At 44.4% G+C, this 14,811-nt stretch carries 21 protein-coding genes; 3 read left to right on the top strand and 18 right to left on the bottom strand.

What is annotated here, in order from left to right; translation table 11 throughout:
- Positions 1 to 262: 262 nt before the first annotated feature.
- On the bottom strand, positions 263 to 1,627 hold the full coding sequence (locus LC048_RS03290; RefSeq protein ID WP_226602858.1) for a sigma-54 interaction domain-containing protein: 1,365 nt from the start codon (positions 1,625 to 1,627) through the stop codon (positions 263 to 265).
- Positions 1,628 to 1,756: 129 nt separating this feature from the next.
- On the opposite strand from LC048_RS03290, the gene LC048_RS03285 reads away from it, so the two are divergent.
- Positions 1,757 to 1,951, top strand: a complete 195-nt coding sequence (locus LC048_RS03285) for a hypothetical protein (RefSeq protein WP_226601876.1) — start codon at positions 1,757 to 1,759, stop codon at positions 1,949 to 1,951.
- Positions 1,952 to 2,265: 314 nt separating this feature from the next.
- Here the strand turns inward: LC048_RS03285 and LC048_RS03280 are convergent, their stop codons facing one another.
- Both LC048_RS03280 and LC048_RS03275 read right to left on the bottom strand, forming a co-directional pair.
- Positions 2,266 to 2,793, bottom strand: a complete 528-nt coding sequence (locus LC048_RS03280) for a CueP family metal-binding protein (protein WP_264188534.1) — start codon at positions 2,791 to 2,793, stop codon at positions 2,266 to 2,268.
- Between the two features lie 226 nt (positions 2,794 to 3,019).
- A complete protein-coding gene (locus tag LC048_RS03275) occupies positions 3,020 to 4,207 on the bottom strand; it encodes an MDR family MFS transporter (RefSeq protein WP_306050424.1) in 1,188 nt (395 codons plus the stop codon).
- Positions 4,208 to 4,298: 91 nt separating this feature from the next.
- On the opposite strand from LC048_RS03275, the gene LC048_RS03270 reads away from it, so the two are divergent.
- Together LC048_RS03270 and LC048_RS03265 are read left to right on the top strand one after the other, a co-directional pair.
- On the top strand, positions 4,299 to 4,574 hold the full coding sequence (locus LC048_RS03270; RefSeq protein ID WP_226606697.1) for a hypothetical protein: 276 nt from the start codon (positions 4,299 to 4,301) through the stop codon (positions 4,572 to 4,574).
- A 239-nt stretch (positions 4,575 to 4,813) separates the two neighbouring features.
- Complete coding sequence (locus tag LC048_RS03265; protein ID WP_226606699.1) at positions 4,814 to 5,005, top strand: hypothetical protein; 192 nt, start codon at positions 4,814 to 4,816, stop codon at positions 5,003 to 5,005.
- 264 nt (positions 5,006 to 5,269) lie between these two features.
- Here the strand turns inward: LC048_RS03265 and LC048_RS03260 are convergent, their stop codons facing one another.
- The 15 genes from LC048_RS03260 to LC048_RS03190 all read right to left on the bottom strand — a co-directional run bounded on the left by LC048_RS03260 (position 5,270) and on the right by LC048_RS03190 (position 14,736).
- Entirely contained in the window at positions 5,270 to 5,803 is a 534-nt protein-coding gene (locus tag LC048_RS03260) for an ammonia-forming cytochrome c nitrite reductase subunit c552 (protein ID WP_306049425.1), read from the bottom strand.
- On the bottom strand, positions 5,706 to 6,704 hold the full coding sequence (locus tag LC048_RS03255; protein WP_306049423.1) for an ammonia-forming cytochrome c nitrite reductase subunit c552: 999 nt from the start codon (positions 6,702 to 6,704) through the stop codon (positions 5,706 to 5,708). The genes LC048_RS03260 and LC048_RS03255 overlap by 98 nt, the downstream gene beginning before the upstream one ends.
- A complete protein-coding gene (locus tag LC048_RS03250) occupies positions 6,697 to 7,221 on the bottom strand; it encodes a cytochrome c3 family protein (protein WP_226606703.1) in 525 nt (174 codons plus the stop codon). Before LC048_RS03250 ends, LC048_RS03255 begins: the two co-directional genes overlap by 8 nt.
- Before the next feature lie 107 nt (positions 7,222 to 7,328).
- Complete coding sequence (locus LC048_RS03245) at positions 7,329 to 7,835, bottom strand: TlpA family protein disulfide reductase (protein WP_306049421.1); 507 nt, start codon at positions 7,833 to 7,835, stop codon at positions 7,329 to 7,331.
- Between the two features lie 16 nt (positions 7,836 to 7,851).
- Positions 7,852 to 7,983: a CcmD family protein gene (locus LC048_RS03240; RefSeq protein ID WP_023626909.1), complete on the bottom strand. Its 132-nt coding sequence runs from the start codon at positions 7,981 to 7,983 to the stop codon at positions 7,852 to 7,854.
- Between the two features lie 20 nt (positions 7,984 to 8,003).
- On the bottom strand, positions 8,004 to 8,714 hold the full coding sequence (locus LC048_RS03235; RefSeq protein ID WP_264188535.1) for a cytochrome c biogenesis protein: 711 nt from the start codon (positions 8,712 to 8,714) through the stop codon (positions 8,004 to 8,006).
- On the bottom strand, positions 8,714 to 9,397 hold the full coding sequence (locus tag LC048_RS03230; protein WP_226606712.1) for a heme exporter protein CcmB: 684 nt from the start codon (positions 9,395 to 9,397) through the stop codon (positions 8,714 to 8,716). The genes LC048_RS03235 and LC048_RS03230 overlap by 1 nt, the downstream gene beginning before the upstream one ends.
- Positions 9,394 to 10,098, bottom strand: coding sequence for a heme ABC exporter ATP-binding protein CcmA (gene ccmA / locus LC048_RS03225; RefSeq protein ID WP_306049418.1), 705 nt, complete (start codon positions 10,096 to 10,098; stop codon positions 9,394 to 9,396). The genes LC048_RS03230 and ccmA overlap by 4 nt, the downstream gene beginning before the upstream one ends.
- Before the next feature lie 17 nt (positions 10,099 to 10,115).
- On the bottom strand, positions 10,116 to 10,457 hold the full coding sequence (locus LC048_RS03220) for a hypothetical protein (protein WP_226606716.1): 342 nt from the start codon (positions 10,455 to 10,457) through the stop codon (positions 10,116 to 10,118).
- A 4-nt stretch (positions 10,458 to 10,461) separates the two neighbouring features.
- Positions 10,462 to 10,731, bottom strand: a complete 270-nt coding sequence (locus LC048_RS03215) for a hypothetical protein (RefSeq protein ID WP_306049416.1) — start codon at positions 10,729 to 10,731, stop codon at positions 10,462 to 10,464.
- Positions 10,732 to 10,846: 115 nt separating this feature from the next.
- Positions 10,847 to 11,131: a cytochrome c-type biogenesis protein CcmH gene (locus LC048_RS03210; protein ID WP_306049415.1), complete on the bottom strand. Its 285-nt coding sequence runs from the start codon at positions 11,129 to 11,131 to the stop codon at positions 10,847 to 10,849.
- 10 nt (positions 11,132 to 11,141) lie between these two features.
- A complete protein-coding gene (locus tag LC048_RS03205) occupies positions 11,142 to 11,318 on the bottom strand; it encodes a hypothetical protein (RefSeq protein WP_306049413.1) in 177 nt (58 codons plus the stop codon).
- A gap of 5 nt (positions 11,319 to 11,323) precedes the next feature.
- Complete coding sequence (locus LC048_RS03200) at positions 11,324 to 13,306, bottom strand: heme lyase CcmF/NrfE family subunit (RefSeq protein WP_306049411.1); 1,983 nt, start codon at positions 13,304 to 13,306, stop codon at positions 11,324 to 11,326.
- Positions 13,307 to 13,327: 21 nt separating this feature from the next.
- Positions 13,328 to 13,777 (bottom strand): cytochrome c maturation protein CcmE, encoded by a 450-nt coding sequence (locus LC048_RS03195; RefSeq protein WP_226606724.1) that lies wholly within the window; start codon positions 13,775 to 13,777, stop codon positions 13,328 to 13,330.
- Positions 13,777 to 14,736 carry a hypothetical protein gene (locus LC048_RS03190; RefSeq protein WP_226606726.1) on the bottom strand — a complete coding sequence of 320 codons (960 nt, stop codon included), beginning with the start codon at positions 14,734 to 14,736 and terminating at the stop codon, positions 13,777 to 13,779. The genes LC048_RS03195 and LC048_RS03190 overlap by 1 nt, the downstream gene beginning before the upstream one ends.
- Between the last annotated feature and the right edge of the window lie 75 nt (positions 14,737 to 14,811).

Raw genomic sequence — 14,811 nt, 5'->3', positions numbered from 1 at the left:
AATAAAATTGCTGTTTTACCTTATTGCAACTATCGTGCCAACTTTTTGGACTAGGCAAATCTATATTTATTTTTAATTTTCAGTTATTTATTTCCGGATTTCCGGACTCTATTATCCTGCCATTACCTTTAATTAATAGAATCCGAGTTATTAAACCAGTCCTATTTATGTGAATTAACACCATGTATACAGTGATTACTCAGTTTAATATTGCTAGAAAAAACAAAGTCCGAAAACCCGGACAGCATTCCGGAATTTCGGACTACAACAGACCATGTTTATTCAGTTTTTCATAAAGAGTGGATTTGCTTATACCAAGTTCCCTGCCAACCAGAGCTTTGTCGTCTTTATTCCTTTCAAGACTTTGCTTCAGTACCCATTTTTCAGTTTCTTCAACTATATCCTTAAGCTTCTTGTTATTGAAACGGTAAATGGCAGTCTGAGTTTGCAAGTAATCTGGCAAGGAATCCAGCGTAATCTGTTCTCTTTTTGTCAAATGGACCGCAGCTTCGATGACATTTTCCAGTTCGCGGATATTTCCAGGCCAGCTGTAAGATTTCAGTATTTCCATTACATTACTTTCAATTCCTGCAATCCGCTTGCCTAACCGATTTGTGACCTTATCGATAAAGTACTTGATTAACAGCGTTAGGTCCTCTGCTCGTTCCCTTAATGGAGGGACACTGAAAGGAACGACATTGATCCGATAAAATAGATCCTCCCTGAAGCGCTTTTCTTCAATCATATTTTCCAGCGGTCTATTCGTCGCTGCGATAATCCGGACATCAACCGATATCGATTTTGTGGAACCAATCGGTTCTATTTCCCCATCCTGCAAGGCACGCAATAGTTTTACCTGCATGCTTAGCGGCATGTCCCCGATTTCATCCAGAAAGAGCGTACCTCCATTAGCCAGCTGGAATTTCCCTTTTTTCCCTCCTTTTTTTGCCCCTGTAAAAGCTCCTTCCTCATAGCCAAATAACTCGGATTCGAGCAGGTTTTCCGGGATTGCTCCGCAGTTCACCTTAATAAACGGCTTTTGGCTCCGGCTGCTTAGCTGGTGGATGCTGTGGGCGAACAATTCCTTGCCTGTCCCGCTCTCTCCCCTGATTAAAATGGAGATATCACTGTTAGATACCATTTTCACTTTTTCTTTTAAACTAACAATCTGTTGCGATTCGCCAAGGATGTCATCAAGCGTATATTTTACCCCTGAATCAATTTTCTGGATGTATGGCTGCATTCTGGTCAGCAGGCTTTTCACATGGCTGTCCATCTTCATCCATTCTTGAGTATCCCTGAAAAACACCGTTCCAAACGCGGCAATTACCTCGCCGTTCTTAATTATGGGCACCCGATTGGCAATCATATAGTTGCCTTTGATAAATTGCAGGTCAGCCAGTTCCTCTTTTCCCGACTCGGCCACAACATGCATCCTGGTATTCTCGATGATTTCTGTCACATGCCTGCCGATCGTTTCTTCACGATTGACTTCAAGGAACTCGCAATAATTGTGATTGATATAAATGATCCTTCCTTCCCGATCCACCACAACAAGCCATTCAAACGCATTTTCGACTATGGTTTCAATAATATCTGCCGGAATATGTAAAAGCTTAGTATTCATAATCCTTCACCTTGTTTTTTCTTTTGATTTTATCACATTTTTCTGAAAATAATATTGAAAAGAACAAAAAGCGCAAACGCCTCGTTCAGCCCCGACAAGCGCTGGAGGGCCGACCGGTGAAGTCGTTCTTTGACTTCACCTGAGCGGACCGAAATCGAATTGTATAGCCGACTGTCCAGAAACGGAGAAACTGGAGACTCCGACAAAGAAGCGCTTTTTGCTTCTGCCGGCGGAGTTGAAGTTTCGGAGTTTCTAGGAGGCGACACTAGACAATTCGAAATGCGGAGGCGACTGCCCAACTCCGACAAGCGTTGGAGGGCCTGACAGTGAAGTCGATCTTTGACCTCATTGGCAGGACCGAAACGTCTCGAGGAGTTAGGAGCCAAAGCTAGACAATTCGAAAAGCGGAGGCGACTGCTCAACTCCGACAAGCGTTGGAGGGCCTGACAGTGAAGTCGCTCTTTGACTTCATTGGCAGGACCGAAACGTCTCGAGGAGTTAGGAGCCGCAGCAGGACAAGCGACTCGAGGGGCTAGGCGCTGGAGCTGAATTTAAAAAATACATGTAGTTTTCCACACTAAATAAATTTTTAATTTCCTAAACAATAAAAAAAAGCACCTGAAAATAGGTGCTTTAGTCTACATTAGCTGCATTGTTGTAATACAAGTGGCGTCATTCTCAAAAGTGGAAATTTCTGATTCTACAGTTTTCCCGTTATATCCAATCGTTGTTTTGAACTTTTTATCACGAGGAAGCCACAAATCGATGAAACCATTCTGGTGGGATGTCATTTTCTCATCAACGACCACGTTTCCATCCTCATCCTCAATATATACATCAAACTCTTTTTCAACCAGTTCACCTTGACAACCTGTCAAGCTATGATTCGTTCAAGGATGGGTTTGATTTTCATAAGGTGCGATTGAGACAAAGAAGTCTTCGTCCGAAATGTCATAGACTTGCTTGTCCCCTTCACTGTCGGCAATCGTCAGCTCATTTGAGGTGATGGAAGCTTTGTGGCCCTCAATTTTATCTGTGCTGTAATCACTCACCAATTTCTTGATGTCTTGTTGTTGTTTTTCAGGTTCCGCAGATTCCTCCCCGCCATTACAGGCAGTTAATAAACCGGCAGCCAAAAACGCCATTCCGAGGATTTTAAATTTCAACCCAATCACCCCCTTGTCTTTCAAAGTATGATTATATCATAATCTCACTTTTCTATATTAGATGAAAAATATGCATTTTTTATCGAGAAAAATTGCATAAATTGTGACCGATAAGAACGGAAGCCTCTCGATCCGCCCTGATAAGTCAACTGGAGCTGAATAATTCACAACCTACTTATCTAAAAAAAATAGAAGCCAGGCAACTAACCCCAGCTCCATTCTATCTTTATGCTTGTGCAGCAACTTCGTGTGATTCCTTTAATTTCCGATCATAAATTACTGTAGTAAAGACCCCAACAAACATGAGCGCAATCAGGATTGCGAATAGCATTGGCATACCATGCAGGTCAACAAGGATTCCACCCATGAGCGGGCCAATCATCCTTCCGCCCGTTGCAGTGCTGTTGACGATTCCCTGGTAAAAGCCTTCCCGGCCTTTTGGCGCGAGGTCATTTGCGATCGTCGGAACAGCTGGCCAAATCATCATTTCGCCAATCGTCAGGATCACCATAGCAGCCACGAAGCCTGAGAAAGCTTGAGCTCCTGCTGCAACTGCATAAGAAACCATGAAAATGACCATGCCGATGATGATTTGCTGCTTCAATTTATTCTGGAACGGCTTAATCAGCCTATTTACAATTGGCTGGCCAAGAACGATCAGTGCGCCGTTGATTGTCCAGAGAATACTATACTGGTTCAGAGAGATGTTCAATTCCTGTGTATAAGCTGCGATCGTTGTTTGCCACTGTACGTAACCAACCCAGCAAAGCAAGTAGCCAACAGCAAGGATAAGCAGCGCATACAGCTTGGTATGGTTTTTGATGGCCCCGTTTTCCTGGAGGACGTTCGTTTGCTTCGCTGCCCGAGTGTCGATGCTGCGATAACCAAAAATAGCGATCATCATGAAAATCAGGTACATGGCGGCGTTCGCCATGAAAATCAGCTGGAATGAATAAGATGCGACAAGTCCACCTAACGCAGCTCCAACTGCCACTCCGAGGTTCTGTGCGACATAAATGGCGTTGAATGCTTTACGGCCGCCTTCCTTCCAGACCGACCCTGCCATTGCGTACATCGCCGGAAAGACGATTCCAGAACCAAAACCAACCAGCGTCAAAAAGAAAATATACTGCGGCCAGCCAGGCCATAAGGTCAAGCCAAGCAGCGCCAGGATGGTTATGCTGATTCCAAGAATAATAGACTTATAACCGCCGATTTTATCAAAAAGACTCCCGCCAAAAAGATTCCCAATAACGCTGGCAGCAGAGTTTAGCATCAGTACGATTCCGGCAACAGACAACGATTTGCCGAGGTGATCATGTATATAGATAGTGTTCAGAGGCCTATATAAAAATGAAGATCCAGTAACATTGACTGCCATCCCGATAATTAAAAGCCACAAGGCTCTAGGCATCATGTAACGCCTTCTTTCACTGAATTAATTTCGAAAAAACAAAAAGCGCAAGCGCCTTGTTCAGCCCCGACAAGCACTGGAGGGACGAACGGTGAAGTCGTTCTTTGACTTCATTGGGCGGACCGAACTCGAAAAGGCGGAGGCGACTGCTCAACTCCGAAAAGCGCTGGAGGGCCTGACCGTGAAGTCGTTCTTTGACTTCATTGGCAGGACTGAACTCGAAAAGTATAGCCGACTGTCCAGAAACACAGAAACTGGAGACTCCGACAAAGAAGCGCTTCTTGCTTCTGCCGGAAAAGTTGAAGTTTCGGAGTTTCTAGGAGGCGACACTAGACTAGCGTCTCGAGGAGTTAGGAGCCGCAGCTAGACAAGTGACTCGAGGGGCTAGGCGCTGGAGCTGGATTAAGAAAAACTTATATAGTAACCCAAACAGCATATAATTTAAATTCCCTATACAATACCAAAGTAATTCTAGAGCTTTTCACAATTGGTTGCAATAGGAATTTTAGCAGAATTTGAAGTTGAAATTTTCTATTTTTTTGAAGTGGAATGAACAAAAAGCACAAGCGCCTCGTTTAGCCCCGACAAGCGCTGGAGGGCCTGACAGTGAAGTCGTTCTTTGACTTCATTGGCAGGACCGAAATCGAAATGTATAGCCGACTGCTCAGAAACGCAGAAACTGGAGACTCCGCCAAAGAAGCGCTTTTTGCTTCTGCCGGCGGAGTTGAAGTTTCGGAGATTCTAGGAGGCGACACTAGACAAGCGTCTCGAGGGCTAGGTGCTGGAGCTGGATTATGAAAACTACATGTAGTTATCACACTTAAATATTTTTTAATTTCCTGGTAAGCAATGAAAAAGTACGTGGTATTTTAAGATTGCGGAACTACGGGGGTTTTTCCTGGATAATGCTTTCTGGCCCATCATGTATTCGCAGGAATATTTAAAAATGAATCCGGGAATATTGACACTCCATCCATTTTCTGTGAAACTAAAGAAAACACCGTACAAACTACCATTTGCACAGTGTTTTCCTATTTATCTTTTCTCTAAATTTACTATTCTCTATTTTTTCGGAGCTGGCTGTTGTGCTGGGAAGTAACTGTTCACTGCTTTTTCTTTCTTCTTGAAGTTATCTTTTTCGTCGTAAACAGCCTTCTTCACCTTTTCAATCTCTTCTTTGACCTCTTCAAGATTTACACCTTTCTTGGTCAATTCCTCGATAGCAAGATTGATGGCCTCATTCGACTCTTCAATCGATACTCTCAATGAATCCATTGCTCCCTGCGGGTTATGGAATCCTGCCGCACTTTCAGCTGCAACCATATCCCAGAACCATTGTCCTTTTCTGATATGCTCCTGAGCTTGCTTGATTTTCTCTTCGGTTACGCCAGAAGTAATCATCTTATTTACGTAATAATGCGAGGTGATCGATATATCCTCGGCCTTATGAAGTGCTTCCATATGTTTATCCTGGATACCGATTACACGCTCTTTCAGTTCATCCATATCTCTGTTCGTATGGCAGGTTGCACATGACCGATCCATCGTCTTCAGTGGAGATGTCCACCAGTGTGAGCTGATTTTCTTTTTTTCCATCCACCCTGTCATATGGCATGTGACAGTCTGAACATGTGACTCCTGCTTCACCATGCGGTCCTTCTATATGAGTCTCAAAGTCAGGATGCTGCGCTTTTAGCATTGGCGTTCCTGAAACGTTGTGGACCCAGTCCTTCTCGAAACCTTGCTCTTTAGCAGTCGTTTCATAGTATTCGTACATATCTTCAGACTCGAAGCCATTTGCCCAAGGATACGTTACTTCTCCGTTATCTGCTGCGAAGTAGTACTCTACGTGACACTGGCCGCAAACATAGTTTCTCATATCATTCTTCGTCGGATTGGACATGTCGATACCCTGAGATTCCATTCCCTTGATAAAGCTTGGACGGGTAACTCGCAAATCCATTGTCTGTGGATCATGGCAGTCTGAGCAGCCGATTGGTGAATGGCCCATCGCTTCTGCTTTTAGCCAGATATCTTTGTTAAAATTGCCCCCCCAGTAATCGTCTCCCATTTCCTCAATCATGTGAGGAACAGCAGTCGACTTACAGGTTAAGCATGATCCGATTGATTTGTCAGTGATACGAGCGATTGCCCGGACATCCTCATTGGCATAGATATGGCCGCGATCCTCATTGTACTCAGTCGCAAAGCCATAGCCGTTAAAAAGGACTGGCAGATACGGTTCCTTGTCATGATCGAACTTGCTTCGTTTGACGGAACCGCTGTACTTCGTATCCTCCATTTTTTCATTTTGCTTGTAGCTGTCATATTGCAGCGGGAAAAGGTCCTTGAAGGCCTCGTTGCTGATTTCATCTTTGCTCAGCCCAGTTTTCAGCTCGCTTGCGGAAGTTGCTTCATCTTCCGAGCTCGAGCAGCCTGTTATGATGAGCATGACAGCCGCAAGGAGCAAGAATGCCCAGCGGAAATTTCTAGCCATTGTTCATCGTACCTCCTTTATTTTCTAAAAGCTCGCCTGGTTTCGGCGGTTTAAAATAGTCTTCTGTTTTAAAGCCTTTGCCGTGCGGTATTGCCTGGTGGCAGCTTGAACAGCTGTCTTTCGCATCATGTGAGATGTTGTCCAGCGTATTCTCATGGCAGCTGATGCAGTTCTCATTGATGACTTCCTCAGAACCTTCCGTTGCGTGAAGCACCTTCGGGATCTTTGCTTCACCAAGCGTGTTGAAATACACATGCGTCATTCCGGCCTTTGCCTTATAGGTGTATTTATTCACCATGCTATCATGCGGTAAATGGCAGTCTCCGCAGGACAGACCGGCGTGATTGGAATCAGAGAATGAATCATGGACCTCTGTCATGATATGGCAGCTCGAGCAAAATTCCGGTGAATCGGTATAAGCAAGCGTTTTGACAGTGACGACAGAAACAATGATTCCAGCAAATAGGCCAATGAATAACAGCATCTTTTTGTCTATTCCCAGTAGCTTTTTCAGCATCTTTTTCACCTCCCTTAAAGCGGATTCTCGCAATCTACTAAAATCTGTTTTCTCATGGTTCAACTAAAAAACAGCTTTATTAAAACACGGGTGTGCTTTAACCAAGGTTATGGTGAAACGTTTTCCTGGATCATTCTGATTAAATCGTCCTTCGTTGTCGGGCCGGAGAAACGTTCAACAATGACACCGTTACCATCGATGATGATGGTTTCAGGCTGGCCGATGACGTTGTAATCTTTTGAAATGTCTTCTTTTGTATCTAAAAGATACGTAAGCTCAGAGCCGCTTTCCGAAATGTATTTTCCCATTCGTTTTTTCGATTCGCCTTTAGCAAGGATCAAAAGCTTCGCATCCTTATACTCCTTACCGAATGCTTCCAGTTCAGGAGCTTCGTCAATGCACGGTGCGCACCAGGTCGCGAAAAAGTTAAGCACTACTGGCTTGCCTTTAAAATCCGATAATTTATACGTGTTGCCTTCGATATCCTGCAGCTCAAAATCGATGGACTGGTCACCAGGCTGGTCCGATGCTTTTCCTCCCAGTCCGCTGACCAAAAAGCCGAGAACTCCGATGACGGCAGCGATGACAATGATCGGAACAATCTTTTTGCCCATTCTATTCACCCGCTTTTTAAAAATCTGAGTTCCATTCTTCCAGAAGTTCGAGCTCTTTCTTCAACTGCTTCTGGCGGCGGCCAAGCACTACAACATAACCAGCGATCAACGTCCAAATAACTGAGTAAGCCATGAATAAGTAAGTCATTTTAAACTCCTCCTTAGTAATTATCCTGCTAGCTTTTCCATTGCTTTTGATTTTGCTTTTTTGACTATGTGCCTCATTTTTTCAATTTCGATACCTTTGCGCATCAAGAACGCATACAGCAAGGTAATCGTAAAAATCGAGAACAGCAATGCGACCAGCATATCTGGTTCAACTCCGCCGCCTGACTGGTTTTTGCCTTCACCGAACACAACCGGATGCAGCTTCGTGTTCCACCAGCGAATTGCCATGAAGACAATCGGGACATTGATGACACCAATGATTCCAAAAACAGCTGATAGCCTCGCGATTTTTTCCATTGAGCCATCCATCTTGCGGACGAACAGATAAGCAACATAGATGAACCATAGAATCAGGGTTGTCGCTAGACGCGGTTCCCAAGTCCACCATGTATTCCAGCTTGATTTTCCCCAGATCATGCCGGTAATCAGTGTGATGGTCGTGAAAAGCACACCAATTTCAGCTGAAATTCCGGCATTGATATGATGCTGAAGCCTTGGTTTGATCAGCACCCTCACGCTGTAATAGCCAACAACTCCGAAGGCCAAAAAGGCTACCCAGGCACTGCCTACATGAAAGTAGAAAATCTTCTGTGAAGCGCCCATGAATTTTTCTACAGGCGACCATATAAAAATCAGATAAAGCGCGATAAAAACTGTCGGAATCAACGTAAACAGCAGCAGCCGGTCGATAATGCCAGTATTCTTTTTCATCAAGATCCCTCCATAATAAATTCGAATAAGAAAAAGCACGCCGCCAGGAACAATAAATCGTAAGCAGCCATCAATCTGATCCAGGAAGCTGCATCTGCAATCCCTTCATTTTCAAGAATGATCCTTGTTGCCTGGACCCCGGCGATCAGCAGCGGACTTAGCAGCGGCAGGAGCAATACCGGCAAAAGCATCTCACTGTTCTTGGCGTTCGCCGAAAGCGCAGCCAGGAAGGTCCCGACGATAATGAATCCGAGCGTGCCGATGATGACCACAAGGATGAACCAGCTTACTTTTCCGAAAAAGCGGTAGTCGAACAGCAGGAACAACACTGGAATGCTTACCAGCTGCACTGCCGTAACAAGGATGAAGTTCGCCAAAACCTTTCCAAGATAGATGCTGGAAGGGTCGATCGGTGCCGAGCGCAGTCCTGTCAGCGCATCGTTTTCATGCTCAGAAAGAAAGGAACGATTTAGCCCGAGGATTCCGGAAAAGACGGTAATCAGCCAGACAAGCCCTGGAATGACAGCCTTTACCATATTGTTTGTCGGATCGAATGCAAAGCTGAAAATCAAGACGACGAGACTTGAGAAGATGATCATCATGCCGATTGTCTGCTTAGTTTTGATCTCATTGCTCAGATCTTTGCTGGCAATCGTCCAAGCATCTCTAAGGATCGAAATCATGAGCTCTTCACCTCTGCTTCGTACCAGGTTTTCATCTCTGCCAGGCTTACTTCTTTTCCAAGGCGCCTTGTTGAGACGATCTTGCCTTTTTTTAGTACGGCGGCTCTGTCAGCAAGTGCATGCACCTGCTCAAAATCATGAGAGATGATCAGGATTGAAGTCCCGATGTCCCGTTTGTTTTTAATGATTTTATTCAGCAATGCCACAGCCTCCTGATCAAGACCCGTATGCGGTTCATCAAGCATCAGGATATCCGGGTCAGGCAGCAGCACTCTGGCGATGGCCAGTCTTTGCATCATTCCTCTTGAAAAGGAGCGAATGGGCATATCGCGAAAAAGATAGAGCCCCACTTCTTTCAAAAGTTCATTGGCTTTCCTGTCCAGGTGCTTTACTTTGTAAAGCTTTCCATAAAATTTGAGATTTTCGAGCGGGGACAGATTATTGTACAAAAATGATTCATGACCTAAAAAGCCAATCCGCTGCTTAATCTCAGCTGTATTTTTCTTAACAAGCTTTCCATCCAGGAGAATTTCCCCGCTCGTTGGCTGAAGGAGTCCGACTGTGCATTTAAAGAAGGTGCTCTTTCCTGCTCCGTTCGGGACAATCACCGCTAAGATTTCCCCTTTTTCCAATGAAAGGGTGATGTTCCTTAAGACGAGTTTGTCGCCCAGCATTTTGGTCATTTTCTTCAGTTCCAGCATGGTCCCCAACTCTTTCGTTAAGTGTATTGTTCGAGTTCTTTGTTTACCTCGGCGAGATGACTCTGGTAATCAAGTTTCAGTTTTTTAAAGTTCTCTTCAGTGATTTCTGATGCTGACAGCCTTGCTTCGAGACCGGCCAGCTCCCCTTCGATCACTTTTTTTCTGAGTAAAAGATGTTTGAACAACTGGTCTTCCTCACCAAGAATGTGCACGGCAGGTTTCCTCTGCTTTCGCAAAAACCACAAAACAATAATCACAGCAGTTAAAACGATCAGCAAATAGTGCGGATTCACCATGTTCACACCCGGAGTACTGAGCCAGAAGTTCACAAGCCATTCAGGATGGTAGGCTGGCGCCATACTATCACTCCTTCTGCTGGCGAAGCTTTTTCAGTTCTTTAAGAATTTCTGCCTCTGCTTCGGCATCCTTTATCTTCTTTTTGTTCTTTTGGAGATGTTTTGCCTTGCGTCCTTGCGCTTCTTCCTTTAACATTTCGACCGCGAGCAATTGGTAATCTTCTTTCAATTTTTCAAAATCCTCACGAGTGATTTTCTTCATTAAGAAGTCCATTTCCAGCTCATTCACAGCACTGTAAACCTGCTCAAGCGTCAGCTTTTCACTCTCTGTCTCCATTTCCTCAGCAGGCCCCATCGCCAGCCAAGAAGAAAGGTGAAATGATGAAGTAAAAGCAAGTAATGATTACGAGTGAACCAATTATTAAAAATAGATAATCCATTTTGATCAGCTCCTAGAAAAGCTTCCGGCGCTCTTCGTCAAATGTTTTTGCCGCAATTTCTTTTTCAACTTCCGAATTCCATTCAGCCTTTGTCACAAGCTTTGATTCTGCTTTTTTGGCCGTTAATTTCCTGAGCCAGACACCGACAATCACACTGCCAATCCCCACTCCCGCAGCTGGCATTCCCCAGGCAATCCAGCCACTTGTGCCGCCGCCCGGAGTTCTCAAGGCTGCCTGCCCGTATTCATCAACATAGGACTGGATGATTTCCGGTTCTGATTTGCCGCCATTCAGCATTTCAACTACTTCATCGTAATAGATTTTTTTTTACTGAACAGGTGGATAGTTCATGATCAGCATGGCCCTGCATATCAAGCTGGCCGATGATGTGCTTGAATTCCTTCGAATTGTAAGTAAAAGCTGTCGTTATACTTGGAATCAGGATAAGCAAAAGAAGTGTTGTTAAAAGAATTTTCTTATTCATCTTCTTCACCCTCCCACTCTCGAGATGCCTTTATTGATTTGATAGCGGGATGTTGACGGCCTGCCGCCTATGAGGGCGAATGCTGTGCCGATCACCATGATGATGCCGCCCATCCATATCCAGCTGACGAACGGATTTACTTTTACCATGAACGTCACTTTGTCTTTGTTCTCCCAGGAGCTTAATACCACGTACAAATCCTGGCTCCAGTTCGTCTTGATTGCTACTTCTGTTGATGGTTCAGTCCATGTTTCGTAAAAGATTTTTTCTGGCTTGATTTTGCCGATGTTCTTACCCTTATAGGTCACATCGATATCAGCCACCACTATTCCGTTGCCGTTTTTCGTATGTTCGGTCAGTTCGTTGAATCTAAGGCTGTAATCCCCGGTTTTGATGCTGTTGCCGGCATCTACCGTTTTCAACACTTCTGTTGAGTAAGTGTGCGAAGAAATGACACCCACTGCGATGACCGCAATTCCGATGTGCACGATATAGCCACCGTAGCGGCGCTGGTTTTTTACCGTCAGTTTGAAAGCAGCCTTCAGGATGTTTTCCTTCGTTGCTTTCCGTCTGGCACTGATGCCTCTAGCGAATTCTTGCAGGTGCGTCCCGAACATGAAGCTTGTTGCCGACAGGCCGATAATCGCGTAAATTCCCTTGACGCCAAAAGCGAGCAGGATGATGGCTGTTGCCACACCCATTGCCAGCGGCCAAAGCGTGTTCTTCATGAATTTTTCAAAGACCGCTTTTTGCCATGCAATCAGCGGGCAGATGCCCATCAATATGATTAGCACAAGCAAGATCGGAGCCATGACTGTATTAAAATATGGTGCTCCGACATTAACCTTTGTGCCTGTAAAAGTTTCTGAAATCAGCGGATACATTGTCCCCCAGAAAACAGCGAACGCGGCAGCCACCAGAATCAGGTTGTTCAGCAGGAAGCTGCTTTCTTTTGAGAAATAAGCTTCAATTGGACTGCTGTCTTTTTTAATCAGTCCATACCTTGTCATCACGATATACAGAGAAAACAGCATCATGAAAGCCATGAAAACAAGGAAGTAAGTACCCAGATTACTGTCACCGAACGCATGGACACTCGTCAGGATTCCGCTCCTGACAAGGAAGGTTCCAAAAAGTGTCAGGATGTAAGAAAGAATGATCAAGCTTACATTCCAGGTTTTCAGCATGTTTTTCCGTTCCTGGATCATCACTGAGTGCAGGAACGCGGATACAGTCAGCCATGGAAGGAACGAGGCATTTTCAACCGGGTCCCATGCCCAGTAACCGCCCCAGCCTAGCTCAAGATATGCCCACCAGCCGCCAATCACATTGCCGAGCGTCAGGAACAGCCATGCAAGCAAGGTCCATCTCCTCGTCAGCTTGATCCATTCTGAATCCATTCTTTTCAGGATCAGAGCAGCAATTCCGAATGCGAATGGTACTGCCAGCCCGACATAACCCATATAGAGTGTGACAGGGTGCAGGATCATTCCCGGATTCTGCAGCATCGGGTTAAGACCTTTGCCGTCAGCTGGAATTTTATCGGTCATTTCAAAAGGGTTGGCATTGAGGGTCATCACTGTAAAAAAGAACAGGATGTTCACCAGCAGAATGCTCGAAACATATGGCATCATCGGGTTCTTCTTTTCTTTTGAAAAAACGATCATTGACGTGTATAGCGCTAGAAGGACGGCCCATAACAACAGGGATCCAGCGTTGCCTGCCCAAAATGCTGTCAGCTTATAAGCCATCGGCAGGCTCTCATTTGTATACGAAGCCACATATTTATATTGGAACTGGCTCGTTCCGAGAAGATAAAGCAACAGGAAGGATGCGATGCTTGCCACAAAAGCTAGGGATAGTACTGCGCCTCTTGCACTTTCAATCCACTTACCGCTTTTCTTCTTAATCCCGACAATATTGTCCATGATTCCATAAAGTGAAATCACAATGCCAAGGTAAATTGAGATGTTCCCAATTAAATACATACAGATAACCACCCATCTGTTTTATTCCGGCTTGTCATTTTTGTATATTTCCTTATGCATTTCGGTATCATAGTTCTCCATGTCTTCGCCTTCATATTTTGTCGGGCATTTTGTCTGGACTTTTTCAGCTTTGAACACTCCGTCTTTTTGGATAAAGCCTTCCACTAAAACGATGACATCCTCTGTGAAATTGTCCGGCTTGATGCCTTTATGGAATATTTGAAGCGCTCCTTGTCCTTCCTCGTGTAGTTCGAAACGGAGCTCCAGTTTGTCTGCGTCCCATTTAACAGATTCTTTATTGAGCAATCCCTGCGTCATAATATAATCGCCTTCATATTTCGAACCATTTTTGCTGAGATCGGCAATCGTGATTTCCTTGCTCCCTGCGCTAGGCATTGTTGAAAACATCATGATCACGAATGCCACTGCTGCCAGACCCAGCCCCACCACAATTTTTTTATTTTTGGACATCAATTCCTACCTCCCAGCTTTTTGATCAATTCGTTGTATTCCGCTTCGGTAATGCTTCCTTCCACAAGCATGGCACGGAGCTTTGACTTTTTGGCTTCATAATCCTTTGAAGCTTCATCCTTAACCGGCTTTACTTTCTTTTTCTTCATAAAGAAAATCAATAGTACTGCTGCAAATGTTGTCACACTGCCAACGACTGTAATGACAAGCCACAGAGGCATTTTTTCTTCATTTTGTTTTACAGTGCCAGCCTTGTTTGCATCCCCGGCCATAGCCTCCATGATCTCCGCTGTAGTCCTATCGTCAGCTCGTTTGTATTCAAGTGAGATATTCTTTTCTTCACCAGGCTTCATCCCTTGGCTTTGATACAGAAACATATTCATGTTGTAGGAGTTTTTCTGATGCTGCTCTGAAGGAGGCTCCAGCTTAAAGCTTTCCGAATTAAGCGGCTCAACAAAAATCAAGTTCAACAATCCGATCTCAGCAAAGTTTTTAAAATCGTAAGTCAATGATTTAGTGCCGTCTTTTTCCTTGATGCTGTCTGTATAGTACTCAATCACAAACTTGTAGATCTCTTGGGGCTGTATTTCCTCACTCGTTTCCCATGATATCGTCCCGTTTTCCTTATCAAGTTCATATCGAATTTCATTCATTTCAGTAAGGTCACGAGAATAATCAGCAACAAAACCAATTCTGAAATTCTTTTCATCCATTGGCAGAGGGATGACTACCTGACCTTTTTGTGCTTCTTCCGCATTGTTCTTCAATGCTCCATGATATCCGACCAAAAGCGGGGCATTCTTTTTCTTATCTTTTGGATGGTAGGAATATTCTGGCATCACCTGAATCGTTAGCTCCTCCATATTCAAGACATTGTTTTTTTCCTCAGCGTTACCCATAACAGGCAGCTGGAATATGAATAATAAAATAATGACGGACAATAGCTTCAAAATTTTCATTTGAATGGCTCCTTTCTATATGTGACAAATTCGTGAATATCTTCACAAGATTATTTACAATGAAAATGTCGATTT

Source organism: Mesobacillus subterraneus, from assembly GCF_020524355.2.
GTDB lineage: Bacteria > Bacillota > Bacilli > Bacillales > Cytobacillaceae > Mesobacillus > Mesobacillus subterraneus_C.
The sequence above is the reverse complement of the archived record's forward strand: the minus strand, read 5'-3'. Positions and strand labels throughout refer to the sequence as shown.

Coding starts and splice junctions, on each gene's coding strand:
- LC048_RS03195 (WP_226606724.1), bottom strand. CDS start 13,777: ATGTCCAAAAATAAAAAAATTGTGGTGGGGCTGGGTCTGGCAGCAGTG.
- LC048_RS03275 (WP_306050424.1), bottom strand. CDS start 4,207: ATGCCTAGAGCCTTGTGGCTTTTAATTATCGGGATGGCAGTCAATGTT.
- LC048_RS03235 (WP_264188535.1), bottom strand. CDS start 8,714: ATGAAAAAGAATACTGGCATTATCGACCGGCTGCTGCTGTTTACGTTG.
- LC048_RS03210 (WP_306049415.1), bottom strand. CDS start 11,131: ATGCTGAATGGCGGCAAATCAGAACCGGAAATCATCCAGTCCTATGTT.
- LC048_RS03215 (WP_306049416.1), bottom strand. CDS start 10,731: ATGGAGACAGAGAGTGAAAAGCTGACGCTTGAGCAGGTTTACAGTGCT.
- LC048_RS03245 (WP_306049421.1), bottom strand. CDS start 7,835: ATGGGCAAAAAGATTGTTCCGATCATTGTCATCGCTGCCGTCATCGGA.
- ccmA (WP_306049418.1), bottom strand. CDS start 10,098: ATGCTGGAACTGAAGAAAATGACCAAAATGCTGGGCGACAAACTCGTC.
- LC048_RS03250 (WP_226606703.1), bottom strand. CDS start 7,221: ATGCTGAAAAAGCTACTGGGAATAGACAAAAAGATGCTGTTATTCATT.
- LC048_RS03240 (WP_023626909.1), bottom strand. CDS start 7,983: ATGACTTACTTATTCATGGCTTACTCAGTTATTTGGACGTTGATCGCT.
- LC048_RS03200 (WP_306049411.1), bottom strand. CDS start 13,306: ATGTATTTAATTGGGAACATCTCAATTTACCTTGGCATTGTGATTTCA.
- LC048_RS03260 (WP_306049425.1), bottom strand. CDS start 5,803: ATGGAAAAAAAGAAAATCAGCTCACACTGGTGGACATCTCCACTGAAG.
- LC048_RS03255 (WP_306049423.1), bottom strand. CDS start 6,704: ATGGCTAGAAATTTCCGCTGGGCATTCTTGCTCCTTGCGGCTGTCATG.
- LC048_RS03205 (WP_306049413.1), bottom strand. CDS start 11,318: ATGAATAAGAAAATTCTTTTAACAACACTTCTTTTGCTTATCCTGATT.
- LC048_RS03190 (WP_226606726.1), bottom strand. CDS start 14,736: ATGAAAATTTTGAAGCTATTGTCCGTCATTATTTTATTATTCATATTC.
- LC048_RS03290 (WP_226602858.1), bottom strand. CDS start 1,627: ATGAATACTAAGCTTTTACATATTCCGGCAGATATTATTGAAACCATA.
- LC048_RS03220 (WP_226606716.1), bottom strand. CDS start 10,457: ATGGCGCCAGCCTACCATCCTGAATGGCTTGTGAACTTCTGGCTCAGT.
- LC048_RS03230 (WP_226606712.1), bottom strand. CDS start 9,397: ATGATTTCGATCCTTAGAGATGCTTGGACGATTGCCAGCAAAGATCTG.